The 25786-nt window shown below is 44.0% G+C and carries 31 protein-coding genes; 6 read left to right on the top strand and 25 right to left on the bottom strand.

All coding sequences use genetic code 11. The features are described 5' to 3' along the window. Positions 1–11: 11 nt before the first annotated feature. The 9 genes from KRP56_05645 to KRP56_05685 all read right to left on the bottom strand — a co-directional run bounded on the left by KRP56_05645 (position 12) and on the right by KRP56_05685 (position 5829). Positions 12–149 (bottom strand): hypothetical protein, encoded by a 138-nt coding sequence (locus KRP56_05645; protein ID UAL07319.1) that lies wholly within the window; start codon positions 147–149, stop codon positions 12–14. A 1-nt stretch (position 150) separates the two neighbouring features. Continuing rightward, positions 151–465 carry a hypothetical protein gene (locus KRP56_05650; GenBank protein UAL07320.1) on the bottom strand — a complete coding sequence of 105 codons (315 nt, stop codon included), beginning with the start codon at positions 463–465 and terminating at the stop codon, positions 151–153. Next, on the bottom strand, positions 462–1508 hold the full coding sequence (locus KRP56_05655) for a DMT family transporter (protein UAL07321.1): 1047 nt from the start codon (positions 1506–1508) through the stop codon (positions 462–464). Before KRP56_05655 ends, KRP56_05650 begins: the two co-directional genes overlap by 4 nt. Positions 1509–1573: 65 nt before the next feature. After that, complete coding sequence (locus KRP56_05660) at positions 1574–2230, bottom strand: methyltransferase cognate corrinoid protein (GenBank protein UAL07322.1); 657 nt, start codon at positions 2228–2230, stop codon at positions 1574–1576. Between the two features lie 23 nt (positions 2231–2253). Further along, the gene (locus KRP56_05665) at positions 2254–2697 is read right to left on the bottom strand and encodes a trimethylamine methyltransferase family protein (GenBank protein UAL08475.1); all 444 of its coding nucleotides are present in this window, start codon (positions 2695–2697) and stop codon (positions 2254–2256) included. Between the two features lie 45 nt (positions 2698–2742). Beyond that, entirely contained in the window at positions 2743–3744 is a 1002-nt protein-coding gene (locus tag KRP56_05670) for a trimethylamine methyltransferase family protein (protein UAL07323.1), read from the bottom strand. A 32-nt stretch (positions 3745–3776) separates the two neighbouring features. After that, positions 3777–4091: a hypothetical protein gene (locus KRP56_05675; GenBank protein ID UAL07324.1), complete on the bottom strand. Its 315-nt coding sequence runs from the start codon at positions 4089–4091 to the stop codon at positions 3777–3779. A 24-nt stretch (positions 4092–4115) separates the two neighbouring features. Continuing rightward, positions 4116–5180: a [dimethylamine--corrinoid protein] Co-methyltransferase gene (mtbB, locus tag KRP56_05680; GenBank protein ID UAL07325.1), complete on the bottom strand. Its 1065-nt coding sequence runs from the start codon at positions 5178–5180 to the stop codon at positions 4116–4118. A 13-nt stretch (positions 5181–5193) separates the two neighbouring features. Beyond that, positions 5194–5829, bottom strand: a complete 636-nt coding sequence (locus KRP56_05685; GenBank protein ID UAL07326.1) for a B12-binding domain-containing protein — start codon at positions 5827–5829, stop codon at positions 5194–5196. Positions 5830–6183: 354 nt separating this feature from the next. Here KRP56_05685 and KRP56_05690 point away from each other — a divergent pair, with 354 nt between their 5' ends. Then, on the top strand, positions 6184–7596 hold the full coding sequence (locus KRP56_05690) for an aminopeptidase (protein UAL07327.1): 1413 nt from the start codon (positions 6184–6186) through the stop codon (positions 7594–7596). A gap of 41 nt (positions 7597–7637) precedes the next feature. On the opposite strand, the gene KRP56_05695 is transcribed toward KRP56_05690, so the two are convergent. Beyond that, positions 7638–8393, bottom strand: coding sequence for a ubiquinone/menaquinone biosynthesis methyltransferase (locus KRP56_05695; GenBank protein UAL08476.1), 756 nt, complete (start codon positions 8391–8393; stop codon positions 7638–7640). Further along, positions 8390–9307: a 1,4-dihydroxy-2-naphthoate octaprenyltransferase gene (gene menA / locus KRP56_05700; GenBank protein ID UAL07328.1), complete on the bottom strand. Its 918-nt coding sequence runs from the start codon at positions 9305–9307 to the stop codon at positions 8390–8392. The genes KRP56_05695 and menA overlap by 4 nt, the downstream gene beginning before the upstream one ends. A gap of 71 nt (positions 9308–9378) precedes the next feature. Between menA and KRP56_05705 the strand changes: the two genes are divergently transcribed. Further along, entirely contained in the window at positions 9379–10353 is a 975-nt protein-coding gene (locus tag KRP56_05705; protein UAL07329.1) for a Na+-dependent transporter, read from the top strand. Here KRP56_05705 and KRP56_05710 read toward each other — a convergent pair. Beyond that, a complete protein-coding gene (locus tag KRP56_05710) occupies positions 10333–11256 on the bottom strand; it encodes a DUF1848 domain-containing protein (GenBank protein ID UAL07330.1) in 924 nt (307 codons plus the stop codon). The two genes, KRP56_05705 and KRP56_05710, sit on opposite strands and share 21 nt — an antisense overlap. 55 nt (positions 11257–11311) lie before the next feature. Continuing rightward, positions 11312–11974: a zinc ribbon domain-containing protein gene (locus tag KRP56_05715; protein UAL07331.1), complete on the bottom strand. Its 663-nt coding sequence runs from the start codon at positions 11972–11974 to the stop codon at positions 11312–11314. A gap of 95 nt (positions 11975–12069) precedes the next feature. On the opposite strand from KRP56_05715, the gene KRP56_05720 reads away from it, so the two are divergent. Together KRP56_05720 and KRP56_05725 are read left to right on the top strand one after the other, a co-directional pair. Then, positions 12070–12537 (top strand): methylated-DNA--[protein]-cysteine S-methyltransferase, encoded by a 468-nt coding sequence (locus KRP56_05720; protein ID UAL07332.1) that lies wholly within the window; start codon positions 12070–12072, stop codon positions 12535–12537. Further along, positions 12534–13238 (top strand): DNA alkylation repair protein, encoded by a 705-nt coding sequence (locus KRP56_05725; protein ID UAL07333.1) that lies wholly within the window; start codon positions 12534–12536, stop codon positions 13236–13238. Before KRP56_05720 ends, KRP56_05725 begins: the two co-directional genes overlap by 4 nt. On the opposite strand, the gene KRP56_05730 is transcribed toward KRP56_05725, so the two are convergent. From KRP56_05730 to KRP56_05760, 7 genes are all read right to left on the bottom strand, one after another. Next, positions 13213–13734: a hypothetical protein gene (locus tag KRP56_05730; protein UAL08477.1), complete on the bottom strand. Its 522-nt coding sequence runs from the start codon at positions 13732–13734 to the stop codon at positions 13213–13215. The two genes, KRP56_05725 and KRP56_05730, sit on opposite strands and share 26 nt — an antisense overlap. 17 nt (positions 13735–13751) lie before the next feature. After that, positions 13752–14825: a hydrogenase formation protein HypD gene (hypD, locus tag KRP56_05735; GenBank protein ID UAL08478.1), complete on the bottom strand. Its 1074-nt coding sequence runs from the start codon at positions 14823–14825 to the stop codon at positions 13752–13754. After that, positions 14825–15208 carry a hydrogenase/urease maturation nickel metallochaperone HypA gene (locus KRP56_05740; GenBank protein UAL07334.1) on the bottom strand — a complete coding sequence of 128 codons (384 nt, stop codon included), beginning with the start codon at positions 15206–15208 and terminating at the stop codon, positions 14825–14827. Before KRP56_05740 ends, hypD begins: the two co-directional genes overlap by 1 nt. 99 nt (positions 15209–15307) lie before the next feature. Next, on the bottom strand, positions 15308–15976 hold the full coding sequence (locus KRP56_05745; protein ID UAL07335.1) for an endonuclease III: 669 nt from the start codon (positions 15974–15976) through the stop codon (positions 15308–15310). After that, positions 15946–17214 (bottom strand): bifunctional folylpolyglutamate synthase/dihydrofolate synthase, encoded by a 1269-nt coding sequence (locus KRP56_05750; GenBank protein ID UAL07336.1) that lies wholly within the window; start codon positions 17212–17214, stop codon positions 15946–15948. Before KRP56_05750 ends, KRP56_05745 begins: the two co-directional genes overlap by 31 nt. Before the next feature lie 19 nt (positions 17215–17233). Continuing rightward, a complete protein-coding gene (locus tag KRP56_05755) occupies positions 17234–18022 on the bottom strand; it encodes an asparagine synthase (protein UAL07337.1) in 789 nt (262 codons plus the stop codon). Positions 18023–18059: 37 nt separating this feature from the next. Beyond that, positions 18060–18602 carry a hypothetical protein gene (locus KRP56_05760; GenBank protein UAL07338.1) on the bottom strand — a complete coding sequence of 181 codons (543 nt, stop codon included), beginning with the start codon at positions 18600–18602 and terminating at the stop codon, positions 18060–18062. A gap of 110 nt (positions 18603–18712) precedes the next feature. On the opposite strand from KRP56_05760, the gene nikR reads away from it, so the two are divergent. Continuing rightward, positions 18713–19153, top strand: coding sequence for a nickel-responsive transcriptional regulator NikR (nikR, locus tag KRP56_05765; protein ID UAL07339.1), 441 nt, complete (start codon positions 18713–18715; stop codon positions 19151–19153). 74 nt (positions 19154–19227) lie between these two features. Beyond that, a complete protein-coding gene (locus KRP56_05770; GenBank protein UAL07340.1) occupies positions 19228–21618 on the top strand; it encodes a DNA topoisomerase I in 2391 nt (796 codons plus the stop codon). Between the two features lie 125 nt (positions 21619–21743). Here KRP56_05770 and KRP56_05775 read toward each other — a convergent pair whose 3' ends face one another. The 5 genes from KRP56_05775 to KRP56_05795 form a co-directional block, all read right to left on the bottom strand. Beyond that, entirely contained in the window at positions 21744–22049 is a 306-nt protein-coding gene (locus KRP56_05775) for a hypothetical protein (GenBank protein ID UAL07341.1), read from the bottom strand. A gap of 222 nt (positions 22050–22271) precedes the next feature. Then, the gene (gene eno, locus KRP56_05780; protein ID UAL07342.1) at positions 22272–23540 is read right to left on the bottom strand and encodes a phosphopyruvate hydratase; all 1269 of its coding nucleotides are present in this window, start codon (positions 23538–23540) and stop codon (positions 22272–22274) included. Further along, on the bottom strand, positions 23537–24472 hold the full coding sequence (locus KRP56_05785; protein ID UAL07343.1) for a response regulator: 936 nt from the start codon (positions 24470–24472) through the stop codon (positions 23537–23539). Before KRP56_05785 ends, eno begins: the two co-directional genes overlap by 4 nt. A gap of 146 nt (positions 24473–24618) precedes the next feature. Then, positions 24619–24768 (bottom strand): 50S ribosomal protein L40e, encoded by a 150-nt coding sequence (locus KRP56_05790; protein UAL07344.1) that lies wholly within the window; start codon positions 24766–24768, stop codon positions 24619–24621. A gap of 56 nt (positions 24769–24824) precedes the next feature. Further along, entirely contained in the window at positions 24825–25784 is a 960-nt protein-coding gene (locus KRP56_05795; GenBank protein UAL08479.1) for a sugar phosphate isomerase/epimerase, read from the bottom strand. Between the last annotated feature and the right edge of the window lie 2 nt (positions 25785–25786).

A 25786-nucleotide genomic window follows, 5' to 3' on the forward strand; every position in this document is an offset into this window, starting at 1 on the left:
TTGCTATTGTCTCAGATCTTAGAGACCATCTTTCTTGCAATGTAGAATCCGAAGATGCTAAACGCAACAATGACAATGATCCAGAGGTATTCCGATCCTGGAATTCCGCCGGAGAAATAGTCAACCAACGCTTGCCAATTCTCAGACATCTTATGCCCCCTTCACTTTTGCACAAAGTTCATCGTACTGTCCCTTTCCGAGTGAAGTGATCTTGTATTTGTTCAACAAGGCACCCTGCCTTAATTTACCACTTTCATCAACTTCAGATTCGACAGCCTCGATGAAACCGGAAGCCTGCAATTCAATCAGATCGAAATTTACATTATCTCTCTGAAAATTTGAGGTCATACCGTACTCATCCATCATCTGCTTTACTATATCGTAGTTCCACATTGTAGAACCGTCTGCGAGAACCTCGAGTAGACGGAACTTCAAAGGACGTCCTTTCATGAGATCCTTCATCATTCAGTCCCCCTTAGAGAATGCATTTCATCTGTCTTTTCAGTGAACAGCATGAATGTACCAGCGATACAAATTATGGCACCTACTATATACACCCATTCAAACGTTCCACAGAATATGAATATGAATATGACGGCCATTAGACCATATAGCGATCCCACTGCCTGTCCTCTTCCGACCCCTATCAATGGGAACGCCTTGTACCATGTGACATAACAGAAACCAAAAGTGATTCCCATCATCAACAATACCAGGAAAGTTGTAGGCTCGAATATTCCTGCAAATCCATCCAGTATCGGTACACCTGCAATGAGCAATATTGGAATCGCAATTACCCACCAGATGATACATTCCATAACGAATCTCAGCGTAAGTGCAACATCTGGCTCAGATACGTCGAGTCCCTTGGCAGCAACTGCTCCCTCAATTCCCCAACCTAAGATGGCCATCAATCCACCGATATAACCGAGTGCATTTGCATTACCGGACTGAAGATCGCTTATCAAACTGGTAGAGTAAACGACAATACCACCGATAAGGATCACGAACAGTCCTGACAACGCACGCTTCGAGATCTTCTGCTTCAACCATATGACCGAGAGTGTAACTCCGATGACTGGATAACAAAGTGCTGCAACTGCAGAAAATCCTGCTCCAATGAAATATGAAGCGATATAACTTCCCATAATTGCCATAGGTCCACCAAAAATGGCTCCCAGGAAGTAATACTTTGTACAACATCTAAGCTCAACGATCGATCTCTTCATTTCCTTAAATTTACCGAGCCCTGCACACCAGAACAACAGCGCAAGAACAACAAACAAAGCATTGATACCAGTGATCAAGACACACAAAAGGAGTCCTGCAACATTGGGGTCGTACATTGTTTCTAATTGCGTCAGAAGTGTAGTGAACGGAGTCAGGCTGAAGGATAGGTTACCAGGTATGTACCAGGCTCCCCAGAACACAGCACAGAGCAGTGCCATGATATATCCTAACTTGACACGCTGTTTCGTGTTATTTCTTTTTATTTCCTCAACATCCATTGTTTTTCCTCCAAACAATAAAAAAATTTGATGAAGGTGCCCGGAGGCACCTTCGATTAACATGTTTATTTTTTCTCGAAGGCAGCCGTGAATTTGGCTGTAGCATCGGATGCATTCTCAGTGTAGAGATCTGCACCGATCTCGTCTGCCCAGTGCTGAGTAACAGGTGCTCCTCCGACATTTGTGAGCAACTTGTTCCTAATACCGGCCTTCTTGAGTTTCTCCTCGAGTGTCTTCTGACCGACCATTGTGGAGGTCATGAGTGCAGATGTACCAACAGCGACTGGCTGGTACTTCTTGCAGGCCTCTACGATCTGGTCGAGGGGGATGTCCCTTCCGATGTTCTGAACATCGAATCCGGATACTTTCAGCATAATGGCGACAATGTCCTTTCCGATGGAGTGGATATCTCCCTCGATAGAACATATGACGACAGTTCCGAGTTCCGATTTGACTGTTTTTCCCCTCTTCTCGAGTTCAGGCGAGAGGATGTCCATCGCAGCGTTCATCGCTGCGGCTGCTGCCATGACGTGAGGCAAGTAGAGTTTCTTTGCTTCGAACAGGACTCCAACCTCGGTCATTCCTTTTGTAAATCCATCCTGGATGACCTCGACTATGTCGACATCGCCCGCAATGGCCCTCTTCGCTACCTCGACCGCCTCTTTATTGTTGTAGGTCATGACAGCGTGTTTTGCTTCCTTGATTATTGCTTCTTTTGACATTCTTATTCCTCCATGGTTCATGTTTACTGGCTAGCAAGGAATGCAGTGTCAGCTTTCTTGACGACAGCTTCCATTGCCTTTGCCTTGTCTGCGGGTATTGGTTCCACCTTGTGGTGTTTCATTACATCGACCACGATGTCATGTGCAACATCAACAGCGGCCTTGGAGCCTGCGGCTTTCCAATCTCCGATCATATATCTGTCGAATAGGAGGGGATCGGATGCGAGCTCAATGTTGTTCATTGTGGAGATATGTCCAATGAAGTCGTTTCCAACTCCGATCTCCTTTATGGCGGGAACAGCGAGTGTCTCATCTGTAACGAGGACACCCTCCATTGCTTTCCTCTCCATAGCTATTATGTCATTGTCTATTACCAGTTGTTCAAGCGAGAACGTTACACCAAGCTCAAGCATTCCAGATCCGTAGATCGTGTTGGCTCCAGCCATTGCGGGGAGAAGAGATGTTATTGTCTTCTCGTGTGCGGCTTGGGAGTCAGGAACCTTGGCGTCAGTCTACATACCGGCAACGTAAACGGGCAGTCCGTAGTACTGTCCGAGTTTCGCAACAGCCGCGCTGATTACACCCAATTCGGGTGATCCAACGGGTGCTGTTCCTCTCTTAAGGTCGAATGTCGTTGTTGAAGATCCGTACCATACGGATGCTCCGGGCTTTGCGATCTGTGCAAGTACGATACCAGCAAGAACTTCAGCGTTGTGTGTGACAAGTGTTCCTGCAAGGAAAACAGAAGATGATCCGCCGGCCATGGCCATTGAAAGGACATTGACTGGAATTCCGTACCTTGCTCCCTGTATGATCACCTGAGCTGCATTGTGGCTAAGTTCCAAAGGTGAGGTAGGACAGACAAGCATGGACATTATTGGTCTTGTGCGTGCAAGGTGTTCGTCTCCACCGTAGTAGGCCTTCAACATCTCCCAGTAGTACTTCACATGTGCAGCGACGGGGTCGATGTGATGGAAGTGCTTGACTGTGTTTGCGAGTGAGATGTACATCTCGTGGACATCCTCTGCTCCTTTTCCTGCCCAGTCCCTTGCGGAGACAGGGAGAGAGAAGTAGCTGATTCCGTCTGCCCAGTCACAAAGCTTTGCGACCTGTGCGAGGTCCGTGCTCGTAGAGTCACGGGTCTCGTATTTGCCATTTCCAAGGTAGTTACATACCTGGATACCTGTTCCGAAACAGGTGTAGTGCACACGGCCCTTCCATGCCTGCTCGATGGTATGATCTTCGTCCCTTCCGTAAAGATAGAACGTTTTTGGTGCAGATGCGAGTGCTTTGTTGATCAGGAAATCGGGGATCTTAACCATCCTCGTTTTGAAATCTACATCGCAACCGGCTTCTTTGAAGAGTTTAAGTCCCTCTTCGTCGGAAACCTGGACACCGTATGTGCCGAGAACATCCCTTGTTGCACGGTCGATTGCCTCAATTCCCTCTTCCGAGAACAACTCAAGTTTTAGTCCCTGCATCATGTTTTTTCCAGGATACTGTATTTGTTTCATTTTTCTTCCTCCTTTTTACTTTTTCTCTTCCCTCAGTTCTTCAGCATGCCTCTGAACTTATCACAGCTGTTGATCTTTATATCGAGAAGTTTCTCGATATTCATCTTGGCTGCGATTCCTCTTGGTGCCCCAGGCAATCCTGTGACCACACCGATCTTGAGCTCTTCTCTGAGCTCTCTCATGATGTATTCATCAGCGATATCCATCGCTGAAAGACTGAGCTTCTTTGCAACGTACTCTTTCGCCTTGTCGACCTTCATGTTCTTGGAATACTCCATCCTGGCGACCAAGTCACCAGCTGTTCTTATTCCACCCATTCCGGATGCCATAAAGTGGGGGACTGCCATACCGGCGGTGTCTCCCACCCCGACCTATATTCCGTCGACGTGAGCAATCTCTACCATTGCTTTGTTACACCTTGTGACTGCGTCAATAGGTGCTGTCTCGCACATCGGAATTCCTCCGACTCCCATTCCCATGTTAGCGTGAACGGGTATGTGTGACTGTTTTACACATTCCTTAGTGAATGTTACTGAACGAGCCAGGTTCCATGCAAGACTCCTGCTCGTGTTTGTGTTGACGACAGCTCCGAAAACGTTGGCTCCTGCCTTCTGTGCCATCTTACACTGCTGGTGAGGATACAATCCTGCAACGATATCCCCTTCGAATTCAATCATTCCGTGAATTCCCATGACGGATTCTCCCGCCATTCCAACGTTGATATACGCGTTAGGACAGGCCTTCCTCAAGGCCTTCACTCCGTTCAATGTACCAACACAGTCTGCGTCACCCGCAGATGCTGTTGTATCAAAGTCGAAACCATCAGCACCTGCTGCCATGATCCTTGTTCCTACGAACTCGATATCTCTTGCAAGGTGCTCTGCGGCTGCCTCGGATGCTGCCATGGATTCCTCTATTTTGTACTCCCTCATCAGGTCGGCGGGATTTCCATACGGTCCATCAGGAGCAAAGTAAAGACCCATGTTTGGCATTGCACCGTAGAAGTAAGGTGCGATGATCTCATTCTGGATCTCTTCCATAGCATGCATCTCGTTGGAGATGACTGGCTTGACTGGCTTGATGCTGTAATCGGCGTGCGCGAGCTCGAATGTATCGGCTCCTAATGCCCTCTCATGGAGAAGTGCTGCCTCCAGTCTTCCCATGTCAACACCGTTTCCGCTGTTTCCATTATCACCTGTGAAATCTAACTGTCCGATATCATAGGTAAGAACGACCTCTTTCCCAGGTTCGACTCCTACGACCCTGTTCTTGTCAGTGATTATCTCAAAAAGCTTCTCAAGCTCATTTGCATCGAGTGCGGGGATGGTTCCCATATCGCATGCATCGGCCATTCCTTCCTGAAGATCGGCCATGATCTCTTGTTTGTTCATGGTGACTCTCTTACCGTCACCCCTTCTTGTGTAGTACTCTATCATTAGATCGCCCCGATTATAATGCTTTGACTTTTCTGGTCGTTTCTGATGCTGTCTCTCCGTAGACGTCTGCTCCGATCTTATCGGCATACGCCTGTGTGACAGGTGCTCCTCCGACCATGACCGTAACTTTGTCACGGATACCCTCTGCCTTCAGCATCTCGATGATGTCCTTTTGTACAGTCATCGTGGTCGTCATTAGTGCAGACATTCCGCAGAATGTGCATCCACCTTTTACTTCATCGACGAATTGATTCTTTGGAACATCACGTCCGAGGTCGTGAACATCAAAACCGGCACACTGGAGCATTGTAGAACAAATTGATTTTCCGATATCATGGACGTCTCCTTCGACTGTTCCCATGACCACGGACGACTTTGCCTTAACGGCTACTCCGGATGCACGCATATCGGGTTCGAGGACCTCCATAGCGCTCTTCATACCGGCAGCCGCACTCAAAACGTGTGGAAGGAATAGTTTTCCTCTTTCGAAGAGGACACCAACATCCGTCATTCCATTTCCAAGTGCATCGATGATGTCATTGGGAGCCATTCCAGACTTCCTTGCTGCATCAACGGCTGCCTGAATTCCAGGTACCTTGTATGCTACCATTGCGTCGTGCAATGCTTTTTTTTCGTTCTCGTATGCCATTTTCTCTCCCTCTTAGCCGGACGGAGCTATACTCTAGTCCGACCGCTGTAAATAAAAAGGTGTTATCAGATATAAAAAGGTAACTTATTGTTTATAGAAATTATTAAATACTGATATACGAAAAATGACTTGGAAAGCAATTCTCTCTGAAACTAATATATAAATATATTGTTTTGGAACAAATTCAATATTGTAAAAAAAACATCCAACTAGGTGTACCATTTATTGTTCATTTGATGCTGGCTATTTTGTACACTAAATGACTGGACGATTAATATAAATATCATGAACTTTGGAAGACAAAATTGAGTTTAGATAGAAAACTATCAAGTACCATATACAAGATTATGGCTCATGGATGATGAAAAAAGCCCGGGCCAGGAGCTTGAAGAGAAATTGTTGGTCAAACCGAAGACCCTCGGCGAGATAGATAATTCACTTTTGGCAGAGGCCCAAAAATTCTGCGAAGGATACAAAGAATTCCTGAACAATAAGACCGAGCGCGAAGTTGTAGATTACACATTACCTATTCTTAAGAAAAAAGGGTACAAGGAATATGAACTAGGTAAAAAATATGCAACTGGAGACAAATTCTACGTCAATAACCGTGGAAAGAATCTGATAATGGTCACAGTAGGTAAAAAACCAGTATCTGACGGTCTAAGAATAGGTGTAGCCCATATTGACAGTCCTAGACTTGACTTCAAACCTAATCCACTCTATGAAGAAAGCAGCATGGCGTACTTCAAAACACATTACTATGGTGGGATCAAAAAATACCAATGGACCGCCATACCTCTTTCCTTACATGGTGTTGTAACACTCAACAACGGTAAGACCGTAAAGGTCACCATAGGTGAAGATGAAAATGACCCTATACTGTGCATTACGGACCTATTGCCTCACTTGGCTAGAGACCAAATGCTGAAACCAGCGACAAAAATCATTGATGCGGAACAGCTGAACATACTCATTGGATGTTGGCCATATAACGATGAAAAAGTATCATCAAAAGTAAAATTGAACATAATGAACATCCTTTCGGAGAAATACGGTATTGTAGAAAGGGATTTCCTTTCCGCAGAACTTTGTGCCGTTCCCGCATTCAAACCTTGCGACATCGGACTCGACAGATCGATGGTGGGGGGATATGGACAGGATGACAGCGTGTGCGCATACGCAGAACTCATGGCTGAACTCGATACTAAAAAACCTGAGTTCACAACGGTGACTGTATTCATTGACAAAGAAGAGACGGGATCCGACGGTGTAACAGGAATGAGGTCATTCATGTTCAGAGATTTCATTGAGGACTTCGTATCTGCATATGGTATGCAGGTCCGTCATGTATTGAAAAGGTCCATGTGCCTATCATGTGATGTCAATGCCGCCGTAGACCCCGCGTGGCCGGAAGTATTTGAGATGAATAATTGTTCATTCCTGAATCGTGGACCTGTCGTGTCCAAATACACTGGAAGCGGAGGGAAACATTCAACAAATGATGCTTCCGCAGAAACAATGGGTTTCCTTAAGAAGATACTCGATGAATCCAATATCCCCTGGCAAGTAGGAGAGCTTGGAAAGACCGATGTCGGAGGAGGAGGCACAATCGCCTCAGAGATCTCCATGCATAATCTGGACACGGTGGACATGGGCGTCCCCGTACTATCCATGCATGCACCGATGGAAATAACATCCAAAGCGGACGTGCTAATGCTGTACAAGGCGATATTCGCATTCTATAACAGCAAGAACATTAAACCTTGAACTTAAAAACCGCCGCAGAAATGCGGCGGTAAATATTAAAATTATTTCTCTCCATAGTAAATATTCACGGCGCTGAAATTCTTACTATAATATCTAGCATTTTTAAATCCTGCCTTTTTGAATTTCTCTACCATGACATTTCCATGAGGAAATCCTTCGACTGAAGAAGTTAACCAATCATAGGCAGGTTGCTTTCCGTCAATGCTCTTTCCCCTATCATATCTGCGAGCAATTCTAGTGACCCTGTGTTTGATATAAAACTCATAAAAATAACGTATGACCCTATTATCGGGTTTTGCCAGATCGGCAACAATGACTTTTCCGCCTGGAGCAAGCACCCTATACATCTCATCGATTGCCTTTTGGACATCGCAGACATTCCTTAACATATATCCTGATGTGACAATATCAAAAGAATTATCGTCATATTTGAGATCCAATGCATCGCCAACTTCAAAAACGACCTGCTTGGGAAGGCTCTTATCCTTCATTTTGATCTCTGCCAGCTCCAGCATCCTCGGCGTGATATCTACTCCGATCACATTGCCTTCAGCACCGGTTCTCTCAGCGACCATGAACGCGATCTCGCCGGTTCCAGTACCGATGTCGACGCATCTCTTACCTTCTAATGGCTCGACCTTTTTTAACATGAACTTATGCCATCCAGTGACCATTCCCATGGTCATGATGTCATTCATTTCGTCATAGTAGTCCGCGATCTCCGTGAATACATCTTTTACGTACTCCTCCTTCCCCTCGAATTGCGTTCCATTTGACTTTACTTCTTCGTTCATCAGATCGTCCCCGTGATTGCAATATATTCTAATAAATATCCTATGACCAATAATAATCCAAAATGCCAATTCAATTTGAATGACATCGGCACAAGAAGCCTGCTATTTTTTTCATTCTGAGGGGCCTTTTTACTATTTAAGAAAAGCAAATAGAGATCATATAGGGTTATGAATGCCAAAGCACATCCCCAAGGAACAACCCCTGTTAGAATTATCAACGCAAGTATCGGGAAAGATATCATGTTTAAAAAAATGTACAGACGCATACTGTTTTGATAAGATAAACGTCCAGATAATGTTCCCACTTTGGACTTCTTATCCTCATAGTAATCTCTGGTCTCATTACCACTTAGAACCGCGGTTATCATGAAGGCGTTCGGTAATGACATTATAATAACTTCCCATGAGTATCCACCTGTAAGTACCAGATACGTACCCACTGGCATTAACAGACCCATGAGTATGAAAACACCAAAAAGCCCCATTGAATGATATTTATACGAAACACCTATCGTATATAGAGCGGCCCCCCCGATACCGAGGATCCCAATCAATAGGATCTGCCAGCCCGCATACCATATGAACACAAGACCCAGTAAAGCAGTGATACCCAAACAGACGAGCCCCATGAGTAATATCTGCTTCGGTCTCATGATCCCTGAAACAAGTTCTGGGGACCTGGTATGATTCTCTTCAGTATCCGTGCCTTTCACATAATCCCCATATGTGTTCAACAGGTTCGCTGCAGATTGCAAAAGACAACCCCCTACCAGTATGAGAACGAATATCCACCAGCAGAACGAACCGTCCTTCCAAGCTACTGCCCCTCCAATGAGTATGGGTATTACTGCCCCGTGAAGCGTCCATGGCCTGAATGCATTGTACCATCCTGCCCTCACAGGCTTGATGTCTTCCATGCTTCCTTAAAGTCTAAGGTATTCTTATAATATACCAATCGTTTAACTATCGATTCGGATATTACCGCACCATGAAGATAAAGACACTACTTTGCAGCAGTGCTTTCATGATGAGCTTGGCCCTCATCATTTCACTTATAACCAATTTTGCTGGATGGTTCCCAGCAGATGTTCTGAATTCGACAATGAGGAGCAACATAACCATCTTGTTATTGGCAATAATGATGACGGTATCCCTTTCCAGGATCCCGACACAGAACCTAAAACCTGATAAGGCCATAATAAGGGCACTGTTTCTTGGATTGCTGGTTGCCTCAGCGATTCCAATTGTCGGATATATGTTACTTAAAAACGGGCAATATTCAAATTATGCTGTAGGCTGGGTCTTTATCGCTGCAACCCCTTTTGCTGCTTCTGTAGCACCACTTTCATTCATACTCCGCGGAGATATGGAGCATGCGTGCAGGTCCACCATATACGTTTACATTACAGCACTTGTCTGGATACCTCTTGTGATCTATCTCCTCATAGGCGAATACGTAAACATGGAGAATGTCATCCTGACCGTTATCGAGATAATAGGCGTACCGCTTGTACTTTCAAGACTGCTTACCAAGGTTCAGATACCCAAAGATGTTATGGCCATAACCTTGAATTGTATCATAGGTTTCCTTGTATGGTTATCCGTAAGTTCTACAAATTTCAAAGGACTGGGTATATCTATTTTCATAATATTCGCAATTATCGCGATATGCAGAACCTTCGTTCTTGGTAATGCTGTGGAATATGTTGAAAAGAAGAACGGTCTACATTGGAATCAAAGGGTCACAGATATCTTAATGACCTCATACAAGAACAAAGGTATCGCTATTGCACTTTGTGTCTCCGTATTATCGGGCCCTATGATCGGCTATGCGATGGTGGCGATCACAGTATCGATAGTGGTCGAGATATGCTGGGTCATATTCATGGATTCTGTACTTTTCTCCAGAAAGAGGATGAGACGTGAACTAAAACAAGAAGGCTCAGAAGTCGTCGATCTTTGATACATTCCTCGTTGACAGCTCGACGATCTTATCGTCCTTATCAACAGATCCCCAGAGCATCTCACTCTGGGGGTCATAAATCCTTTCAATCCTTACTTCCGGATTGCTGCTATTGGCGTAGCAATAGACGCAATTGTGAGAACATGTGTTATATGCACCTATGTCGACATTCTTGACACATCTGCAGCCTGCCCTAAGGGGCATGGACATATCTTCAAATGGAATGTTCAATGCACGCATTGTCTCTCTGTCTATGCATCCTCTCGGCTCGATACCAAACCTTCTAAGATCGCGGTCAGCACAACAATAGCTGAGTGTCATTCCGCATTTTGAAGCCATTGAGGACATCATCTGAGCCATGGCATCCTTCTCATCATTGGTAACGCCTCTTAAAATACCGGAATCGGTAAATCTTCCAAATTTACCATACATATCCAAAAAACTGAAAGTACACCTGTTTGTGTACCCTTCCAATTCCTTACAAAGAAGTTCAAATTTTTTCCTATGATATTCGAGACCCATCCGATCATTGAATATCACTGGATCGTACCTCCAAACCATACGATCCCTGCCTATCTTATCCGAGATCTTTTTGAAAGCATCGGCAATATCGGCCTTGAATGGAACACCTGGCTCTAACTCTCTACCATATGGTGTCATAGTTATCTGAAAGGTATACATATAGCCCATTGAACCTATCTCTTTCAAATAAGGTATTATCGGCCTTGGATCTTTGCTTATAAAAACTATGCAATCTATGTTCTTACGAGTTAGGTCTAACTTGTATACAACATTGTTAGCGACTGGATTGCGTACTAGGACATATCCCGCGCGAAGTCTGTTCATCATCCATTCCGCATGAAAAGCCGGAACATCGGTCCTTCTACTTGCACAGATGATCATATCTTGTAGGTTATCGATCTTTTCTTAAAATCATTTGCTAACATGTATCTAGACATCATCCTTCGTAAGGTACCAAATCATAATAAGAAAGGTCTAACTGAAGATTAAGATCTGAATATTCGTATATCACCCTATATGTGAGGCCATCATTGACACCCTGATAGATGTAAATGTCATAATCATCTTCTATTTGGTAAAAGATGTACACGTCCACTGTTCCATATATGTCGTTAGCTATTGATGCAGTTCCCGTTAGCGTATAATCTCCACTGTCATAATCATCATTGATAACAACAACATCGGTACTACTTTGGCTACTGTACTCATCATAAAACACACATGTACATATCACTGTCATGGAATGAGCAGTTGTAGACGATATCGTCTCGGAATATGTTCCGGTTATCTGATTACCGTATGTATCTTCTCCGGTCATAATGTATGAAAAAACGGTTCCTGCATCATAACTTGGCACATAATTGCCACTTTCTTCATCATCTTTGTCAATAAATGCAACTATAGCAAAAGCGACAATTATTATGGCCACTACAAATATTACAAAGATTACAATCCTATTATGGGATTTATTTGATGGCTGAGTAGACCTATCTGTTGATGTGGCCTCCTGAGGAACATTGTCCTGTTTTGCACCACAAATTGCACAAAACTTTTCAGAATCGTCAATATCTGCCCCACAATTGACACAGTGTCTTATCATATTCGGCCCGGCTATCGAATGACGTTGTCATTTATAATACATTATTGAATCCGCAACAGCAGAAAATAAGTATCGCAGTCTCCTTTCCACCAATCATGGTCTGCGGTATCCATACTTACATGACCGTGATCGGGATGATTAGCATCTCCGACGACGGGGAAGGAAACATCAATGGACTCTATCTTCCAAACTGCAATCTCCCTACTATGGCTGATAGAGTATCCGATATACTGGACGAGGCAGCAGGACAAATAGAAGAATATTTTTCTGGAAAAAGAAAATATTTTGAACTCCCTATCACGTATGACGGCACGGAATTTCAGAAAAAAGTATGGGTAGAATTATTGAAGATACCCTACAGTGAGACAAGAACATACTCCGAGGTCGCTATCTCAATAGGAAATAAGAACTCATATAGGGCCGTAGGTACCGCTTGCAACGCCAATCCTATGCCTATCATCATACCTTGCCATCGTGTCATAAGCTCCAGCGGGGTGGGTATGGGGTATGTCGGCGGTTCAATATTGAAAAAGAGACTTTTGAATCTGGAGTCTAATATATGATCGATGTTCAAGCCGAGATACAAAAAAGGGCTGATCCGAAATACAAAGAATTCAACACTAAGCTCGTGCCCGGGATCAAAAACTCATATGGGGTCAGGGTGCCACAGCTAAGAGAGATCACAAAAGAGATCTTAAAAGATGACTGGGAATGTTTCCTTGAATCAGAAAGTAAATGCTTCGAAGAGATCATGCTTCACGGACTTGTGATCGCGAACGCAAAGACCGACATCGAAAAACGCATGTTCTATATCAAAAAATTTGTACCTACGATAGATAATTGGTGCGTTTGTGATATATTTTGCGGAAAATGGAAATTGAATAAACAAGAAAAATCCATAATCTGGAATTATTGCAATGAACAACTAGATTCTGATGAAGAATTCAGAATGAGATTCGCAACAGTGATGATAATGGCGAATTTCATGGATGATCAACACATAGATGAGATCCTTGAATTAATGAGTATAAAATATCATCCTGGTTATTACTATCGTATGGGTGCAGCATGGTGCATATCGAACTGCTACATCAAATACCCAGAAAAGACGGAACCATACATCATATCTGGAAAATTCGATCCAGATATCATGAATAGGTCTGTACAGAAGATCTGCGATTCTTACAGAGTGGGAGAAGAGGAAAAGAAAAAATTAAGATCTGTGAAAAAAGAGATCCTCAACAGATCTCCTCGATCATCCTGAATATCTTTTCAGAATTCTCTTTTCCTATACGAGCGCCCTTACGCTCCAAAAATGCCCAACCTCTCTCTTCGCAATCATTCCTGAAATCAAGACTTGTGACAGCTATTACTTTTTCTTTCTCGAAGGTATTATGCTCCAACATCATTGCGAACATATCTTTCGGAACACACACAACGATCTTATCGAAAGGCTTGGCCACAAATTCCAATTTACCAAGATAATCTTTCGATGTCTGAACTCTTTCATAGTCTTCCTTACAAGACATTGTGTTCTCGTAAGGGGCTATCGTGTAATTACCTGGAACGAACCCGAAGTGTGATGATATGAGTCCGTACGAGACCTCGCACATCTTCTTATCATTCTTCGAAGCAGTATCTAATCTCGCGACCAATTCCTTGACCTCGGTCACACGCCCTCCGAACATCTCAAAAGCATTTGCGAGACCATCTTTAAGGAATACTGTCGAATCATTGGTGATAACAAGTATCAATTTCATATCGGCCTTTACCACTATCACACCTTCCTGAATTTATACGCTATATGACAACTTCCCTCATCGGAGACCATGCAAGGTCCCTTTGGACTCATTGGCTTGCAGGCAACTCCGAACATGGGGCATTCTTCGGATCTTATGATGCCTCTGAGGACCTCGCCGCATCTGCATCCTTTTGCTTCGGCCTCGACCTCTGGGGTCCCTGCCAAAATTTCCGCATGGATCTTTGTGGCATCATGTGCAGCATACTTCTCCCTTATCGCAAGAGCACTCTTGGGAATTATCGGGAACCCTCTCCATGCCCTGTCGACAGGTTCAAACGCGTCATCCATGAGTCTCCTGGCAATAGGATTACCATCGGGTTTTACCAACCTGGTATACTCGTTCTCCACATCGACGCGTCCCTCGTAGATCTGTTTTGTCAACATATAACAAGACATCAGTATATCCAAAGGTTCGAATCCTGCCACTACCTGCGGCATATGATATTTCATCGCGAACGGTTTGAAACATTCGTAGCCTGTTATCACAGCTACATGACCTGGCATTATCAGGCCGTTGACCTTTGTCTCCCCCATATTGAATATAGTGTCCAACACTGGAGGGCATATCCTGTGGCAACTGTAGATACTAAAATTAGCAGGTAATTTCTTCTGAAGGGGAACGGCCGTTGAGGGGGCCGTCGTCTCAAAACCAACGGAAACGAACACCAGTGGCTTGGTCTGCTCCAAGGCCATCTTAACAGCGTCCTCTATGGAATATACGATCCTTACATCGGCACCTTCTGCCTTTGCATCGAACAAAGAACCTATCGTGGTCGGAACACGCATCATATCTCCGAATGCTGTTATCGTCACCCCGCTCCGAGCAAGCGTGATCGCATCCGCGATTTCTTTGCTGGTCGTAACACACACAGGACATCCGGGACCTTGTTGGATAGTGATCCCTACATCCTCCAGCATCTCCTCGAGGCCGAAACGTACTATCGTATCCTGATGTGTTCCACACACATGCATGAACTTGCATTCCATTCCCATGTCCTTGATCGATGCGAGTATTTTTTTCGCTGTCTCTTCATCCCTATATTTGAACATCATTCCGCCTCTTCGATATCCATATTTTTAACGCAACATGTCTGTCCTTTGACGATATTTACCGAACCGCCGCATTTTGGACAGGCTAGTACAGGAATGAAATGTTCATCGGTGTACTCTCCAAAATTCAAAGTCCTTGCAGGACCTCTATAATTGCATATCTTGCATTCTAACTCTATATCCTCATCCTCGATGACGAGATTGGATCCTTCCAATATTGTACCTCTGGTAACGACCTCGTATGCAAATTCCATCTGCTCTTTTCCAAGATTGGTAAGTCTGCCAATAATAAAGGTCACAGAATGGACCGAGACCACGTTGTATTTCTCCAGTTCTTTCAATATCGCTCTGACAAGATCTGAAACAACAGATACTTCATGCACGAACCTGTATCGCACTAACCGTTTTAACCTTATCAGGTAATACAAAGATGAGACTGAGCAAAATCCGATATCTCACAAATAAAAGGTACAAAAACGTAATCAATTACGGCTATTGGATCCTTCATAATGATCGCACATCTCTTTGACAGGACACTTATCGCAACGCGGGTGATTGGGGAGACATACCATCTGCCCATGCCTTACCAAATATCTGTTTATATCTGACCATCTGTCCTCCGGCGTTATGGCCATTAGTTTGAATTCTGTCTCCTCAGGATTCTTGGTATGCACCAATCCCATCAGATTTGATATCCTATGGACGTGCGTATCGACGCATACTGACGGAATGCCCATAGCATAAGACCGCACACATGCTGCCGTCTTCCGTCCGACCATCGGCAAACTCGTTAATTCTTCGGTCGATCTAGGCACCACAGACCCGTATTCTTTCCTTAAGATCTTACAGCAATCCACTATCGCCCTCGCTTTCTGTTGCGGAAATCCTGCAGGACGGACCAGATCGGCGATCTCATCAGGATCTGCATAAGCAATGGCTTCTATCGAGTTGTATCTCTTGAACAGATTGTCCGATGCCTTCCTTGTGTTATCGTCGCGAGTCCTTTGGGAAAGTATTGTGGCCACAAGAACATGGAATGGATCGCATTCCCACTCCGGATTCAATCCCTCTGAGGACCTTCCCGGATAAGCACCACGATCGTATTCCTTAGATAAGATGTTCAAAATGAGGCATATGTCTTTCTCAACCATGTCAATGCTTCCCCCGCCATGTAAAAAGACCCTGTCACAAGGATCATCTCTTCTTCCTTCCTTTCGATCAAAGCCATTTGGATGGCCTCACCTACATTATCGGCATGTTCAACATTTGAAAAATACTCCGTCATTATCGGTAGAACACGGTCCATCGGCGCGGCACGAACAGAATCAGGGACGGTCACTATCACTTTGTCCGCGATACATGCAAGATTCTGAGAGATGTGCTCTATGTCTTTATCGCCGAGTACCCCGAATACCAGCAGGACCTTCCCATATAATTCCGAAATATCACTAACTAGATCTTCCGAACCAGCACGAGTGTGGGTCACATCGACCACCATTGGTAATTTTTTCAATCTCTGCATACGGCACGGCCACTCTACCATTGACAAACCTTTTTTGACATTAGACTTGATGTGCGTGTCGAATGTTCTCAACCTCGCAACAGCCTCGATCGCCAGCGCAGCGTTCCTTGCCTGATGCTTACCTGGTATGGACACTATGTATGACTCATCTTTATATCTGAAACGAAGGACATACTGACCGTTCTCTTCCACGATTATATCCTCCGACCGTATCTTCATCAATTCTACCAGCCGTTCATCTGCGACCCTTGATATCACGCCTAGTGCTGGTTCAGGATTAAGGGTGACACACGGGATGCCTGGTTTGATTATCCCTGCTTTCTCGAATGCGATCTTCTCCACCGTATCTCCTAAGAATTCGGTATGTTCCAAACTTATGTTGCATATCACACAAACATCAGGGATGATCACATTCGTAGCATCGAACCTCCCTCCCATACCTACTTCGATCACTGCGTATTCAACACCTTTCCTTTTGAAATGCAGGAATGCCAAAGCAGTGGTGACCTCGAAGAAGGTACATCTCATACCCTGATCGTCCATATCACGAACGATTGGCATTATCTCGGAGGCTAGATCGGATAATTCTTCGTCCGTTATCATTTGTCCAGATACCTTTATGCGCTCATTGAAATCTGTAAGATGCGGAGAAGTATACAGTCCCGTCCTGTATCCAGAGACACGTAGGATGGAGTCGATACACGCACATGTGGAGCCTTTCCCATCAGTACCGGCCACATGTACGCTGTGAAATTCTCTCTGAGGGTTCCCGAGCCTCCCGAGTAATTCAGTGATGTTCGTAAGGCCCAACTTTATACCGTGTACCTGAAGACCATAAAGCCATTCCAAGACCCCTTTAACGTCCATTTTAGTACCTCGGATAAGATCACAATTCAGAACGGATCTGTTCCACTAATTCTGAATACCTTACACCTTTCTCCTTACAGATCTTGTGTACGGCATCCATCATTCCAGAACCATATTGGGCGGCCTTTTTTCCTTTATTTGAAATGAATGGAAATCCCTGATAGAGTGCCACGTCCTTCAGCAACATCTTCCTGGAATCGGCATCCTTGGGCATTATTGCCTCGACCCCCAGACCTCTAACGGCGGACAATACACTTTCATCCAGGAACGGATACAATATCCTCTTACCAAAATGGTCTGCGACCTTTTTCTCATGTTCTAGTGTAGGTCCTATGAGTTTGGACATGTCCTCTGCCATCATATCAGTTAGCTCGTCCTTTCCTAGACCAACATATTTGGAATAACCTGCGAACAACTCATCTGAGCCCTGACCGCCGATGATCAAATCCTCTTTACAATTCTTGCACACATAAAAAGGCGGGGTCTCAAAGGCCAACATCAGAGGACTGGATGTCCCTGTGATGGATATCATTTCCTTCAAACTGTTTACAAGATCGTCCTCGTATATGGGGATGTATATCCAATCCATACCAAGTTTTTCTGACATCTCTCTGGCCATACGGACATCATATGATTCCCCATATCCCACTGTGTAAAGCACTACTGACTTTGCATATCTTCCGGTAATTGCCGCTACTATGCCTGAATCCAGACCACCGGAGAATGCGACCGCCACATCCTTCCCCTCTGTCAGTCTCTTCACAGCAGATTCCAACGCCGTACTGACCGCTTCGATATTGGATGCCATATCACTCCTAACGTACGTCGAAGATAAAACCCTATCTTCACAGTTTATTGAATGATAATAACGCAGATGCAATATTGGCAGAATTGATATCGACCCCGAATCTCTCCTTTAGAAAGACATCGGTCGTCGTGGCTGGATAGAATATTATTGGATCTCTTACCCCTTCGCCCTCTCCGATACATCTGACCTTCTGAGGATGCATGACGACCTTGGCAATATCTGAATCTGCATTGGTACTGAGTACGAAATCATCAGAAAGCCAGACAATATCAGTCCTGTCGATGTACTCTTCCTGTTTTCCGGCAGGGATATCGAATCCAACGATATTTCCGCGGTCATCCTCCATTGTCATCACATGATCTGTAGGAACCTCAAAATTGTAATCGCAGAACACAACTATGTGCATTGACCGCTCCTTACAGGCTGCCAGTGCCCTGTTATCCATCGGCATTCCAAAGGTTGTATCCTCGATGCAGCCCTCACGATCGAATATCTCCTCAACGACATCTTTGTCAGGGACAATGACCTTACGTATTCCGGATGCACTCGAAAGTGTCACCATGATCTTGTCGATATCCATGTAAGATAATCAAAACCTCAATATATAACATATCGAGCGTCAGTATTATCCGACATATAGATTAGTATACGGTTCGTAACATTCATTAATCTGAATGCTGATGCTATGACATGGACGGAGTAACCCGTATCGGCGTATCGCTGGAACCTGAATTATTGAAGGATTTTGATAAACTCATATCGAAAAAAGGGTATGTAAGCAGATCAGAAGCGATCCGTGATCTTGTGCGTGACTCCCTTGCCGAAAGTGAGTGGAAGAACGATAAAGAGTACATGTCCGGGGTCATAGTGATGATCTACGATCATGAGGTCACAGGCATCGGTGAGAAACTAACTGTACTTCAGCATGAAAAAATGCAGAACATAAATACGTCCATACATGTCCATTTGGACCATGACAGATGTATGGAGGTCATAATTGTAGAGGGAGAATTGGGGCACCTGAAAGAACTTACAAATGAGATCTCTGCCATAAAGGGCGTCCTGAGATGTAAGCTCACGATGGCATCACGTTCCACTGGACATATGCATCACATAGGCACCAGAGGCTGATTCTCAACCTTTTATCGGGACCTTTTCGGTCCCTTACAAGGTTATTTAACCGTTGAGCACGTCGAGGACGATGAATGAGAAAACTGATCATTACGGAAAAGGCTAACGCAGCCAGAAGGATCTCTACTATCCTTTCCGATGGAAAAACACATTCTGAATCCGGTGGTGGTGTCACCGTCCTGACCTTCGAAGCAGAAGGCGACGATTACACGGTGGTTAGTCTTAGAGGACACATTATAGAATTAGATTACCCCGAAGAATATAACGACTGGGGATCTAGTTCCCCCGTCGATTTAGTACGTGCACCCCAAGTCAAAACAGTACGTGTAAAGTCGATCCTGAACAAGATCGGCGAAATGACCAAGCTCTCAGACGAAATAATAATCGCTACCGACTACGATAGAGAAGGGGAACTTATCGGAATGGAGACCGTCAGGGCCGTAGACACTGATATGTCCAAAGTTAAAAGGGCAAAATTCAGCGCATTGACCAAAGGAGAAGTTGAAAAAGCATTCTCTGAACTGACAGACCCCGACACAAAACTATCTGATGCCGCAGAAGCTAGACAGATAGTGGACCTCTCTTGGGGAGCTGTTCTCACAAGATTGATCTCGTTATCCGCTGGACAAGTTGGTAAGAATTTCATGTCCGTCGGAAGGGTCCAAAGCCCGACCCTAAAACTTCTAGTCGAAAGGAACGAAGAGATTGAAAGCTTCATACCAGTTCCGTATTGGAGCATTGTCGGAAAATTCGGAATGCTAGCGTTCAGAGGGGAGCATAGTAAGAATCCTTTTTGGAATGAGAAAGAAGCTCACACGATACTTGCCAATGTAACCAAACACACAAAAGGCACCATCACAGAATACACTGTCACAGAAAAAGAAGAGTATCGTCCAGCACCTTTCGATACAACGATGATGCAGGTTGAGGCCAACAAAATAGGCATACCGCCGACCATGGCCATGAAACTCGCTGAGGACCTCTACACCAGCGGATATATCTCGTACCCGCGTACGGAAAACACAGAATATCCCAAAAGCTTAGGTCTTAAGACTGTCCTCGAAAAATTAAAAGAATCGTCTGATTTCAAAGCGGACGCGGAAGAGATCCTCAAACAAGAGAAGATCTCCCCTTCCAGAGGAAAAAGAAGAACAACGGACCATCCGCCAATATATCCTACGGCTGGAGCATCATCCGATAAAATGAAGGGTGACAAGTGGAAACTTTACGAACTGATCGTCAGAAGATTCCTAGCCACTGTAGGACCTAATGCAAAAGCACAGATAACAGATGTTGTAATAAATGTGGATGGCGAAGAATTCAACTCACAAGGTTACATACAATTGGAATCTGGATGGAAAAAATACTACAAAAAATACATCAAGGTCACAGAAAACCATTTACCAAAAATGAATGTGGGGGACAAAATCGACATTAGATCGATTGGCATCGAAAACTCCGAGACGAAACCACCCTACAGATACAATCAGGGATCGCTGATCCAAGAGATGGATAGACTCCAACTCGGTACCAAGAGTACAAGACACGATATCATCGGAAAACTCTACTCGAGGAATTATGTTCAGGGAAATTATTTAGTGCCCACTGCGAGTGGTACTGCACTTACCAAATCCCTTGAAAAACATGGCGGAGGCATTACAGAATCCGAAATGACCGCTAGACTCGAAGAAGACATGCTGATGATCAGTGAAGGGAAGTACACTCTCGAGGATGTTGTCAAAAAATCCCAAGACATGCTTTACGATGTCGCAGTGAAGATTTCCACTGAAAGCAACGATATTGGAAATGAGATCAAAGCAGCCTTAAGAAGTCAGCAATTTGTTGGTATCTGCCCATCATGCGGTAAGAATATGACCATTAAGAAATCTAAGAATGGCAACTTCATAGGATGCGATGGATACCCTGACTGTACACGTGCTTATCCCCTGCCGAAAGGAGCTATGATTCAAACGGTAGAGACATTGTGTCCTATTTGCGGCCTTTCACAACTAAAGATTGTACGTAAGGGCATGCCGCCCTCCATACAATGTATAGATCCGAAATGCAGCAGCAATACATCGAAGAATCACCTTGGACTGTGTCCTACATGCAAAAAAGGCACAGTGCGCATAATGTATTCAAAAACAGGAAAACGCTTTGCAGGCTGTTCAGAATGGCCAAACTGTACTCAGACATATCCTCTGAGACCCAGAGGCACCATTACTCCCACAGACATAACATGTGAAGCGTGCGGAGCACCGATGATACAGTTTGGAGCTATTGCAGAATGTATAAATCCAGATTGTACAACGAAAAAGAGGAGTGCACGTTCAAAAACTGTCTCTACAGCAGACAAGAATGAACGTATCGGCAAAGTTGTTGTGGTCAAGAAAAGCTCTGACGCTAAAAAACCTAAAACCACAACAAAAAAATCTGTTGTTAAAAAATCTGTAACTGAAGAATGAATATTATTTCTTCTTTTATAGGCAACATTTTTTTCATATTATTGAGTATAGACCAGATTTTTTGTACATACGAATAAATATATTCGTAATAATTAATTGTTACAAAAAAATTGAATTTGAAAGAATCACGGCATCAAATGAGACCATGCTTCATTTTCCTCGGAGGTCCCATCGAAATGACTGTTCATTTCATCGATCTCCGCAGATATCCTAAGGTTCCTGCAAGACACGCACTCAAGGTCCTTACCTAGTTTTTTCTTGAGTTGCATCTCGCTTTTATCGAGACCGACGATACGTCCGCAAGGACAATAGATCTTCATGAAGGATCTGGCGCCAACACTATCCAACGTGCAAACACAGCATGTTTTTGATTTTGAAGAACGACCAGACGGGACATCATTATTGACGATAGTTTCACTTCCTTCATTCATCGTAATATGGCGTAAATTCCCATCAAGACGCCTACCACAACCGACCTTCCTCTCAATCCACAGTAGGGATATAAGCTTTCTGTTACCACAGAAAATAGAGGTTCCTAAAACAGTACAAAGAGTACATAAATAAAAAAAATAAGACAATAATTCTTATATATTAGATATGAGGAGGTTTTGTATGTCTTCGGCGGATATTTTTTTCCGCCGAAGACTTGGAACTCAGATCCTGAATACTTTTGTACCAGGGAAGACTGCCTTGGCGTCGAGGTCTTCCTCTATCCTTAAAAGACGATTATACTTAGCCGTCCTTTCTCCACGCGCGGGAGCCCCTGTCTTTATCTCACCAGAACCCCACCCAACGGAGAGATCGGCAATGGTAGTATCCTCAGATTCACCGGAACGGTGGGAGACTATGACATTGTATCCGTTATCAAAACTCATCTTGGCCGCATCTCCGGCTTCGGATATCGTTCCTATCTGATTGACCTTAAGCAACAATGCATTGGCTGCACCGTTCTCTATACCCTTACAAAGACGCTTTGTATTTGTAACAAAGAGATCGTCTCCAACGATCTGCACTCTCTTACCAATCATTTTAGTAAGTTCTGATGTCGTCTCAAAATCATCCTCGAAAAATGGGTCCTCTATACTTATCAGAGGGAACTCCTCCGTGAGGTCCTTATAATGATCTGCAAGTTCTCCAGCAGAGAGCTTCATTGCATCAACATCATAAATGCCATTATTATAGAACTCCGAAGACGCTGCATCTATGGCCAAGAACACATCTTGCCCAGGAACGTATCCCGCACCAGAGATCGCCCCGACAATGGTCTCAAGAGCTTCAGAAACAGTGTTTAATGGCGGAGCGAATCCTCCTTCGTCACCTATGTTTATAGCGCCCGCACCATATTTTTTCTTGAGTATGGTTTTTAATTCCATGTATATTTCAGAAGATATCCTGAGACACTCAGAAAAAGAAGGCGCACCTGCAGGAATGATCATACATTCCTGTATCTTAAGATCTCCACCGGCGTGCTTTCCGCCGTTAATTATATTGAACATGGGAACGGGAAGCGTCACATGATCCTTTCCAATGTACTCGTATATTTGTTTGCCTTCGGCCATCGCCCCTGCCCTGACCGCGGCAAGAGACACAGCGACCGTGGCATTACCACCCAAACGAGATTTATTGTCTGTACCGTCGAGATCGATCATTGCATCGTCGATTGCCCTCTGATCTGTTACATCCATCCCGACTAATGTTCTAGCGATCTCACCACGCACATTTCCCACAGCTTTCATGACGCCTTTACCGCCGTATCTGCTTCCTCCATCACGGAGTTCGTGGGCCTCCCATGTTCCTGTTGACGCCCCTGAGGGTGCGATAGCACTTATCCTATGACCCTTAATGGTTATCTCAGCCTCAACTGTAGGATTTCCTCTCGAATCCAAAACTTCCCTTGCCCATACTTTCTCGATCTTCGTCATTTCTTTACCTCTGTAGGCTTGATTTCTTTAGGCGCGTAGTACTCCAAATGACTCTTCAGAATGTACTTGTCATTATCGGTAAATTCACGTGCATTAACTGATATCACCAGTGAAAAAGGCTTACCATACCTGGCCGATATTACCTCGTGAATCAACATAAATGTGGAATTTGTTCCATTTTTGTAGATCAAAGTATTCAAATTATCAAAAACTACCACAGGTTTTTTTGACTTGCTTATGAAATCGTTTATCTGATTGAGCATGGTCCCCAAATGGTACACATCGGAAAACTCATCGAAAGAAGATATCACCAGACCTATTGTCTCAACCTTAGAGCCTCTGAACCTTTCCTGCATCGTTTTCTCTTTTGCAGTTGTTATTATAAGCAGATTACAATCATCTGCTCCAAATGATGCAGTGACTCTGTAAACTTCTCTCGTATTGTCTTGAAAAAGAACATAGGATTTTCCAAATTCCAACCCCATTTCCTCAAGGGACTTGCCTAACTCTGGTTCGGCCTTTCTTCTGAATTTTCTTGATTCCTTTTTGTCGGGTTTAACGTTCTCCGCCTTGTCCTCTTCTATGTTGTTGATATCTTCTATCGCATCCAAAATATCAGACGACAGGAATGGCTTCGTTACTATTGCTTTTACATAATTATTATCGGAAGGGACCTTCTCTCCAGCACTTCTTAAAATAATTACTCTCGCCTTCTTTTCAGTTTGAATGTCACACATGGAATCGATGATCTTGAGGCCATTATTACCTTCAAAGTCAGCATCTATTATTACAAAATCATACCTTGGATCAAGGGCCATTCTAGCAGCGGTCTCAGAATTATCTTTGATCTGGACGTCATAATTAGCATCACTGAGTATTTCTTTTACGATCTGCCCGATTGCCAAATTATCTTCGATCACCAATATCTTCATAGATTGCCTCCTGACAGGCCATTACGTGAACCACCATCGAACTATAAAACAAATAGGTGATTGACAGAGTTGTTCATTACACATATACAGCATCCGCTCTAACAAAGAAAAACGGCCATTCGGCCGGAAATAAAATGAAACAGCTCTCACTGCTTCCTGCTCTCTTTTGCCTTGGGCCTGAGATTGCTGTAACCACACTTACGACATTTAGCTGCCTTTGGAGGGTTGGTCGCATAGCAATTCATGCAAACCGATTTGTCAAGGAGCCTGTGTTCGGCCTCTTTGAAACGCGCCATCTTAAATTCCTCTGGAAGGACGATTATATGTAAGTCTTATATAAGGTTTCTTAAACTTAATAGAACAAAGAACGCTGCTTTTTAAAATCAGATATCACATCTTTGCCATTACCAGATAACATTTCATGAGTCACAAAATCAGGATTTATTGAATTCACAAGTTCCAAACATCTTCTGTCTGTGAAAGGTCTATGCTGATCTATCATACTGACGTGCTGATATGAATCTCCCATTATCTTTTCGAATCCTTCGTCAATAGAAATGTCCTTCTCATCGAATGTATTCCTGTAATCCGCAGATGCACTGTAATGTAAATGCATCACCCTTATACGGTCTCTCATCTCCTGAGGGTACCTGTCTATTATCTTCATGGCTCCATCGATGGCCGAAGTCTCGTCTATGGCATCTGAAAGCCCGTTCATCAAGTGTCCGGTATCCAAACAGAAACACCAATTCTCGAACTCCATCTTATCCTCGATCAACCTATATTCCCAAGGTTCTCTCAATTTCAACCCTGACCACCATAGATTCTCAAAAGCAAGCCTGAATGGCGGTTCCCCGTTCTTATATCCAGAAACCACGGTGTTCATCATCTCTGCGAAAGCATAAAGGACCTTCCTGTCATCAGCGACGTATTTACGATGACATACCTGCTCAAGGTCTGTGCTTCCGGCATGTAATATACCGTATGCTGGGTCTACCAATGTGGCCTTACCGATCATCTTACGTATGTTGGATACCATCTCTTCCCGGTCTATTCCAAAAGTTATATAATCCAGATCTCCCCGAGAATACTTTTCCTTGTCCACATTACCTGTCCATCCCCTATACCAATCAACGGCATACGGAAGATGGACAGATGCTGAGTACGGGAGATAACACTCTGGTACATCATCATATAAGGTGAACAGTTCCAATCCGTCACACCCGACACTTTTCAAAAATTCGCCCACATCTACTTTTGAAAGCTCATCGAGGGGCTGAAATACAGAATAACTCAAAAGGTGTTTCATGATCT

The organism is Candidatus Methanogranum gryphiswaldense (assembly GCA_019262145.1).
GTDB classification, from domain to species: domain Archaea; phylum Thermoplasmatota; class Thermoplasmata; order Methanomassiliicoccales; family Methanomethylophilaceae; genus Methanogranum; species Methanogranum gryphiswaldense.

What these genes read in the sequence shown, in the direction of transcription:
- KRP56_05645 (UAL07319.1), bottom strand. Translation starts at nt 149, where the DNA reads ATGTCTGAGAATTGGCAAGCGTTGGTTGACTATTTCTCCGGCGGAATT.
- KRP56_05650 (UAL07320.1), bottom strand. Translation starts at nt 465, where the DNA reads ATGATGAAGGATCTCATGAAAGGACGTCCTTTGAAGTTCCGTCTACTC.
- KRP56_05655 (UAL07321.1), bottom strand. Translation starts at nt 1,508, where the DNA reads ATGGATGTTGAGGAAATAAAAAGAAATAACACGAAACAGCGTGTCAAG.
- KRP56_05660 (UAL07322.1), bottom strand. Translation starts at nt 2,230, where the DNA reads ATGTCAAAAGAAGCAATAATCAAGGAAGCAAAACACGCTGTCATGACC.
- KRP56_05670 (UAL07323.1), bottom strand. Translation starts at nt 3,744, where the DNA reads ATGAAACAAATACAGTATCCTGGAAAAAACATGATGCAGGGACTAAAA.
- KRP56_05675 (UAL07324.1), bottom strand. Translation starts at nt 4,091, where the DNA reads ATGGCAGTCCCCCACTTTATGGCATCCGGAATGGGTGGAATAAGAACA.
- mtbB (UAL07325.1), bottom strand. Translation starts at nt 5,180, where the DNA reads ATGATAGAGTACTACACAAGAAGGGGTGACGGTAAGAGAGTCACCATG.
- KRP56_05685 (UAL07326.1), bottom strand. Translation starts at nt 5,829, where the DNA reads ATGGCATACGAGAACGAAAAAAAAGCATTGCACGACGCAATGGTAGCA.
- KRP56_05690 (UAL07327.1), top strand. Translation starts at nt 6,184, where the DNA reads ATGGATGATGAAAAAAGCCCGGGCCAGGAGCTTGAAGAGAAATTGTTG.
- menA (UAL07328.1), bottom strand. Translation starts at nt 9,307, where the DNA reads ATGGAAGACATCAAGCCTGTGAGGGCAGGATGGTACAATGCATTCAGG.
- KRP56_05705 (UAL07329.1), top strand. Translation starts at nt 9,379, where the DNA reads ATGAAGATAAAGACACTACTTTGCAGCAGTGCTTTCATGATGAGCTTG.
- KRP56_05710 (UAL07330.1), bottom strand. Translation starts at nt 11,256, where the DNA reads ATGATCATCTGTGCAAGTAGAAGGACCGATGTTCCGGCTTTTCATGCG.
- KRP56_05715 (UAL07331.1), bottom strand. Translation starts at nt 11,974, where the DNA reads ATGATAAGACACTGTGTCAATTGTGGGGCAGATATTGACGATTCTGAA.
- KRP56_05720 (UAL07332.1), top strand. Translation starts at nt 12,070, where the DNA reads ATGGTCTGCGGTATCCATACTTACATGACCGTGATCGGGATGATTAGC.
- KRP56_05725 (UAL07333.1), top strand. Translation starts at nt 12,534, where the DNA reads ATGATCGATGTTCAAGCCGAGATACAAAAAAGGGCTGATCCGAAATAC.
- KRP56_05730 (UAL08477.1), bottom strand. Translation starts at nt 13,734, where the DNA reads ATGAAATTGATACTTGTTATCACCAATGATTCGACAGTATTCCTTAAA.
- hypD (UAL08478.1), bottom strand. Translation starts at nt 14,825, where the DNA reads ATGTTCAAATATAGGGATGAAGAGACAGCGAAAAAAATACTCGCATCG.
- KRP56_05745 (UAL07335.1), bottom strand. Translation starts at nt 15,976, where the DNA reads ATGGTTGAGAAAGACATATGCCTCATTTTGAACATCTTATCTAAGGAA.
- KRP56_05750 (UAL07336.1), bottom strand. Translation starts at nt 17,214, where the DNA reads ATGGACGTTAAAGGGGTCTTGGAATGGCTTTATGGTCTTCAGGTACAC.
- KRP56_05755 (UAL07337.1), bottom strand. Translation starts at nt 18,022, where the DNA reads ATGGCATCCAATATCGAAGCGGTCAGTACGGCGTTGGAATCTGCTGTG.
- KRP56_05760 (UAL07338.1), bottom strand. Translation starts at nt 18,602, where the DNA reads ATGGATATCGACAAGATCATGGTGACACTTTCGAGTGCATCCGGAATA.
- nikR (UAL07339.1), top strand. Translation starts at nt 18,713, where the DNA reads ATGGACGGAGTAACCCGTATCGGCGTATCGCTGGAACCTGAATTATTG.
- KRP56_05770 (UAL07340.1), top strand. Translation starts at nt 19,228, where the DNA reads ATGAGAAAACTGATCATTACGGAAAAGGCTAACGCAGCCAGAAGGATC.
- KRP56_05775 (UAL07341.1), bottom strand. Translation starts at nt 22,049, where the DNA reads ATGAATGAAGGAAGTGAAACTATCGTCAATAATGATGTCCCGTCTGGT.
- eno (UAL07342.1), bottom strand. Translation starts at nt 23,540, where the DNA reads ATGACGAAGATCGAGAAAGTATGGGCAAGGGAAGTTTTGGATTCGAGA.
- KRP56_05785 (UAL07343.1), bottom strand. Translation starts at nt 24,472, where the DNA reads ATGAAGATATTGGTGATCGAAGATAATTTGGCAATCGGGCAGATCGTA.
- KRP56_05790 (UAL07344.1), bottom strand. Translation starts at nt 24,768, where the DNA reads ATGGCGCGTTTCAAAGAGGCCGAACACAGGCTCCTTGACAAATCGGTT.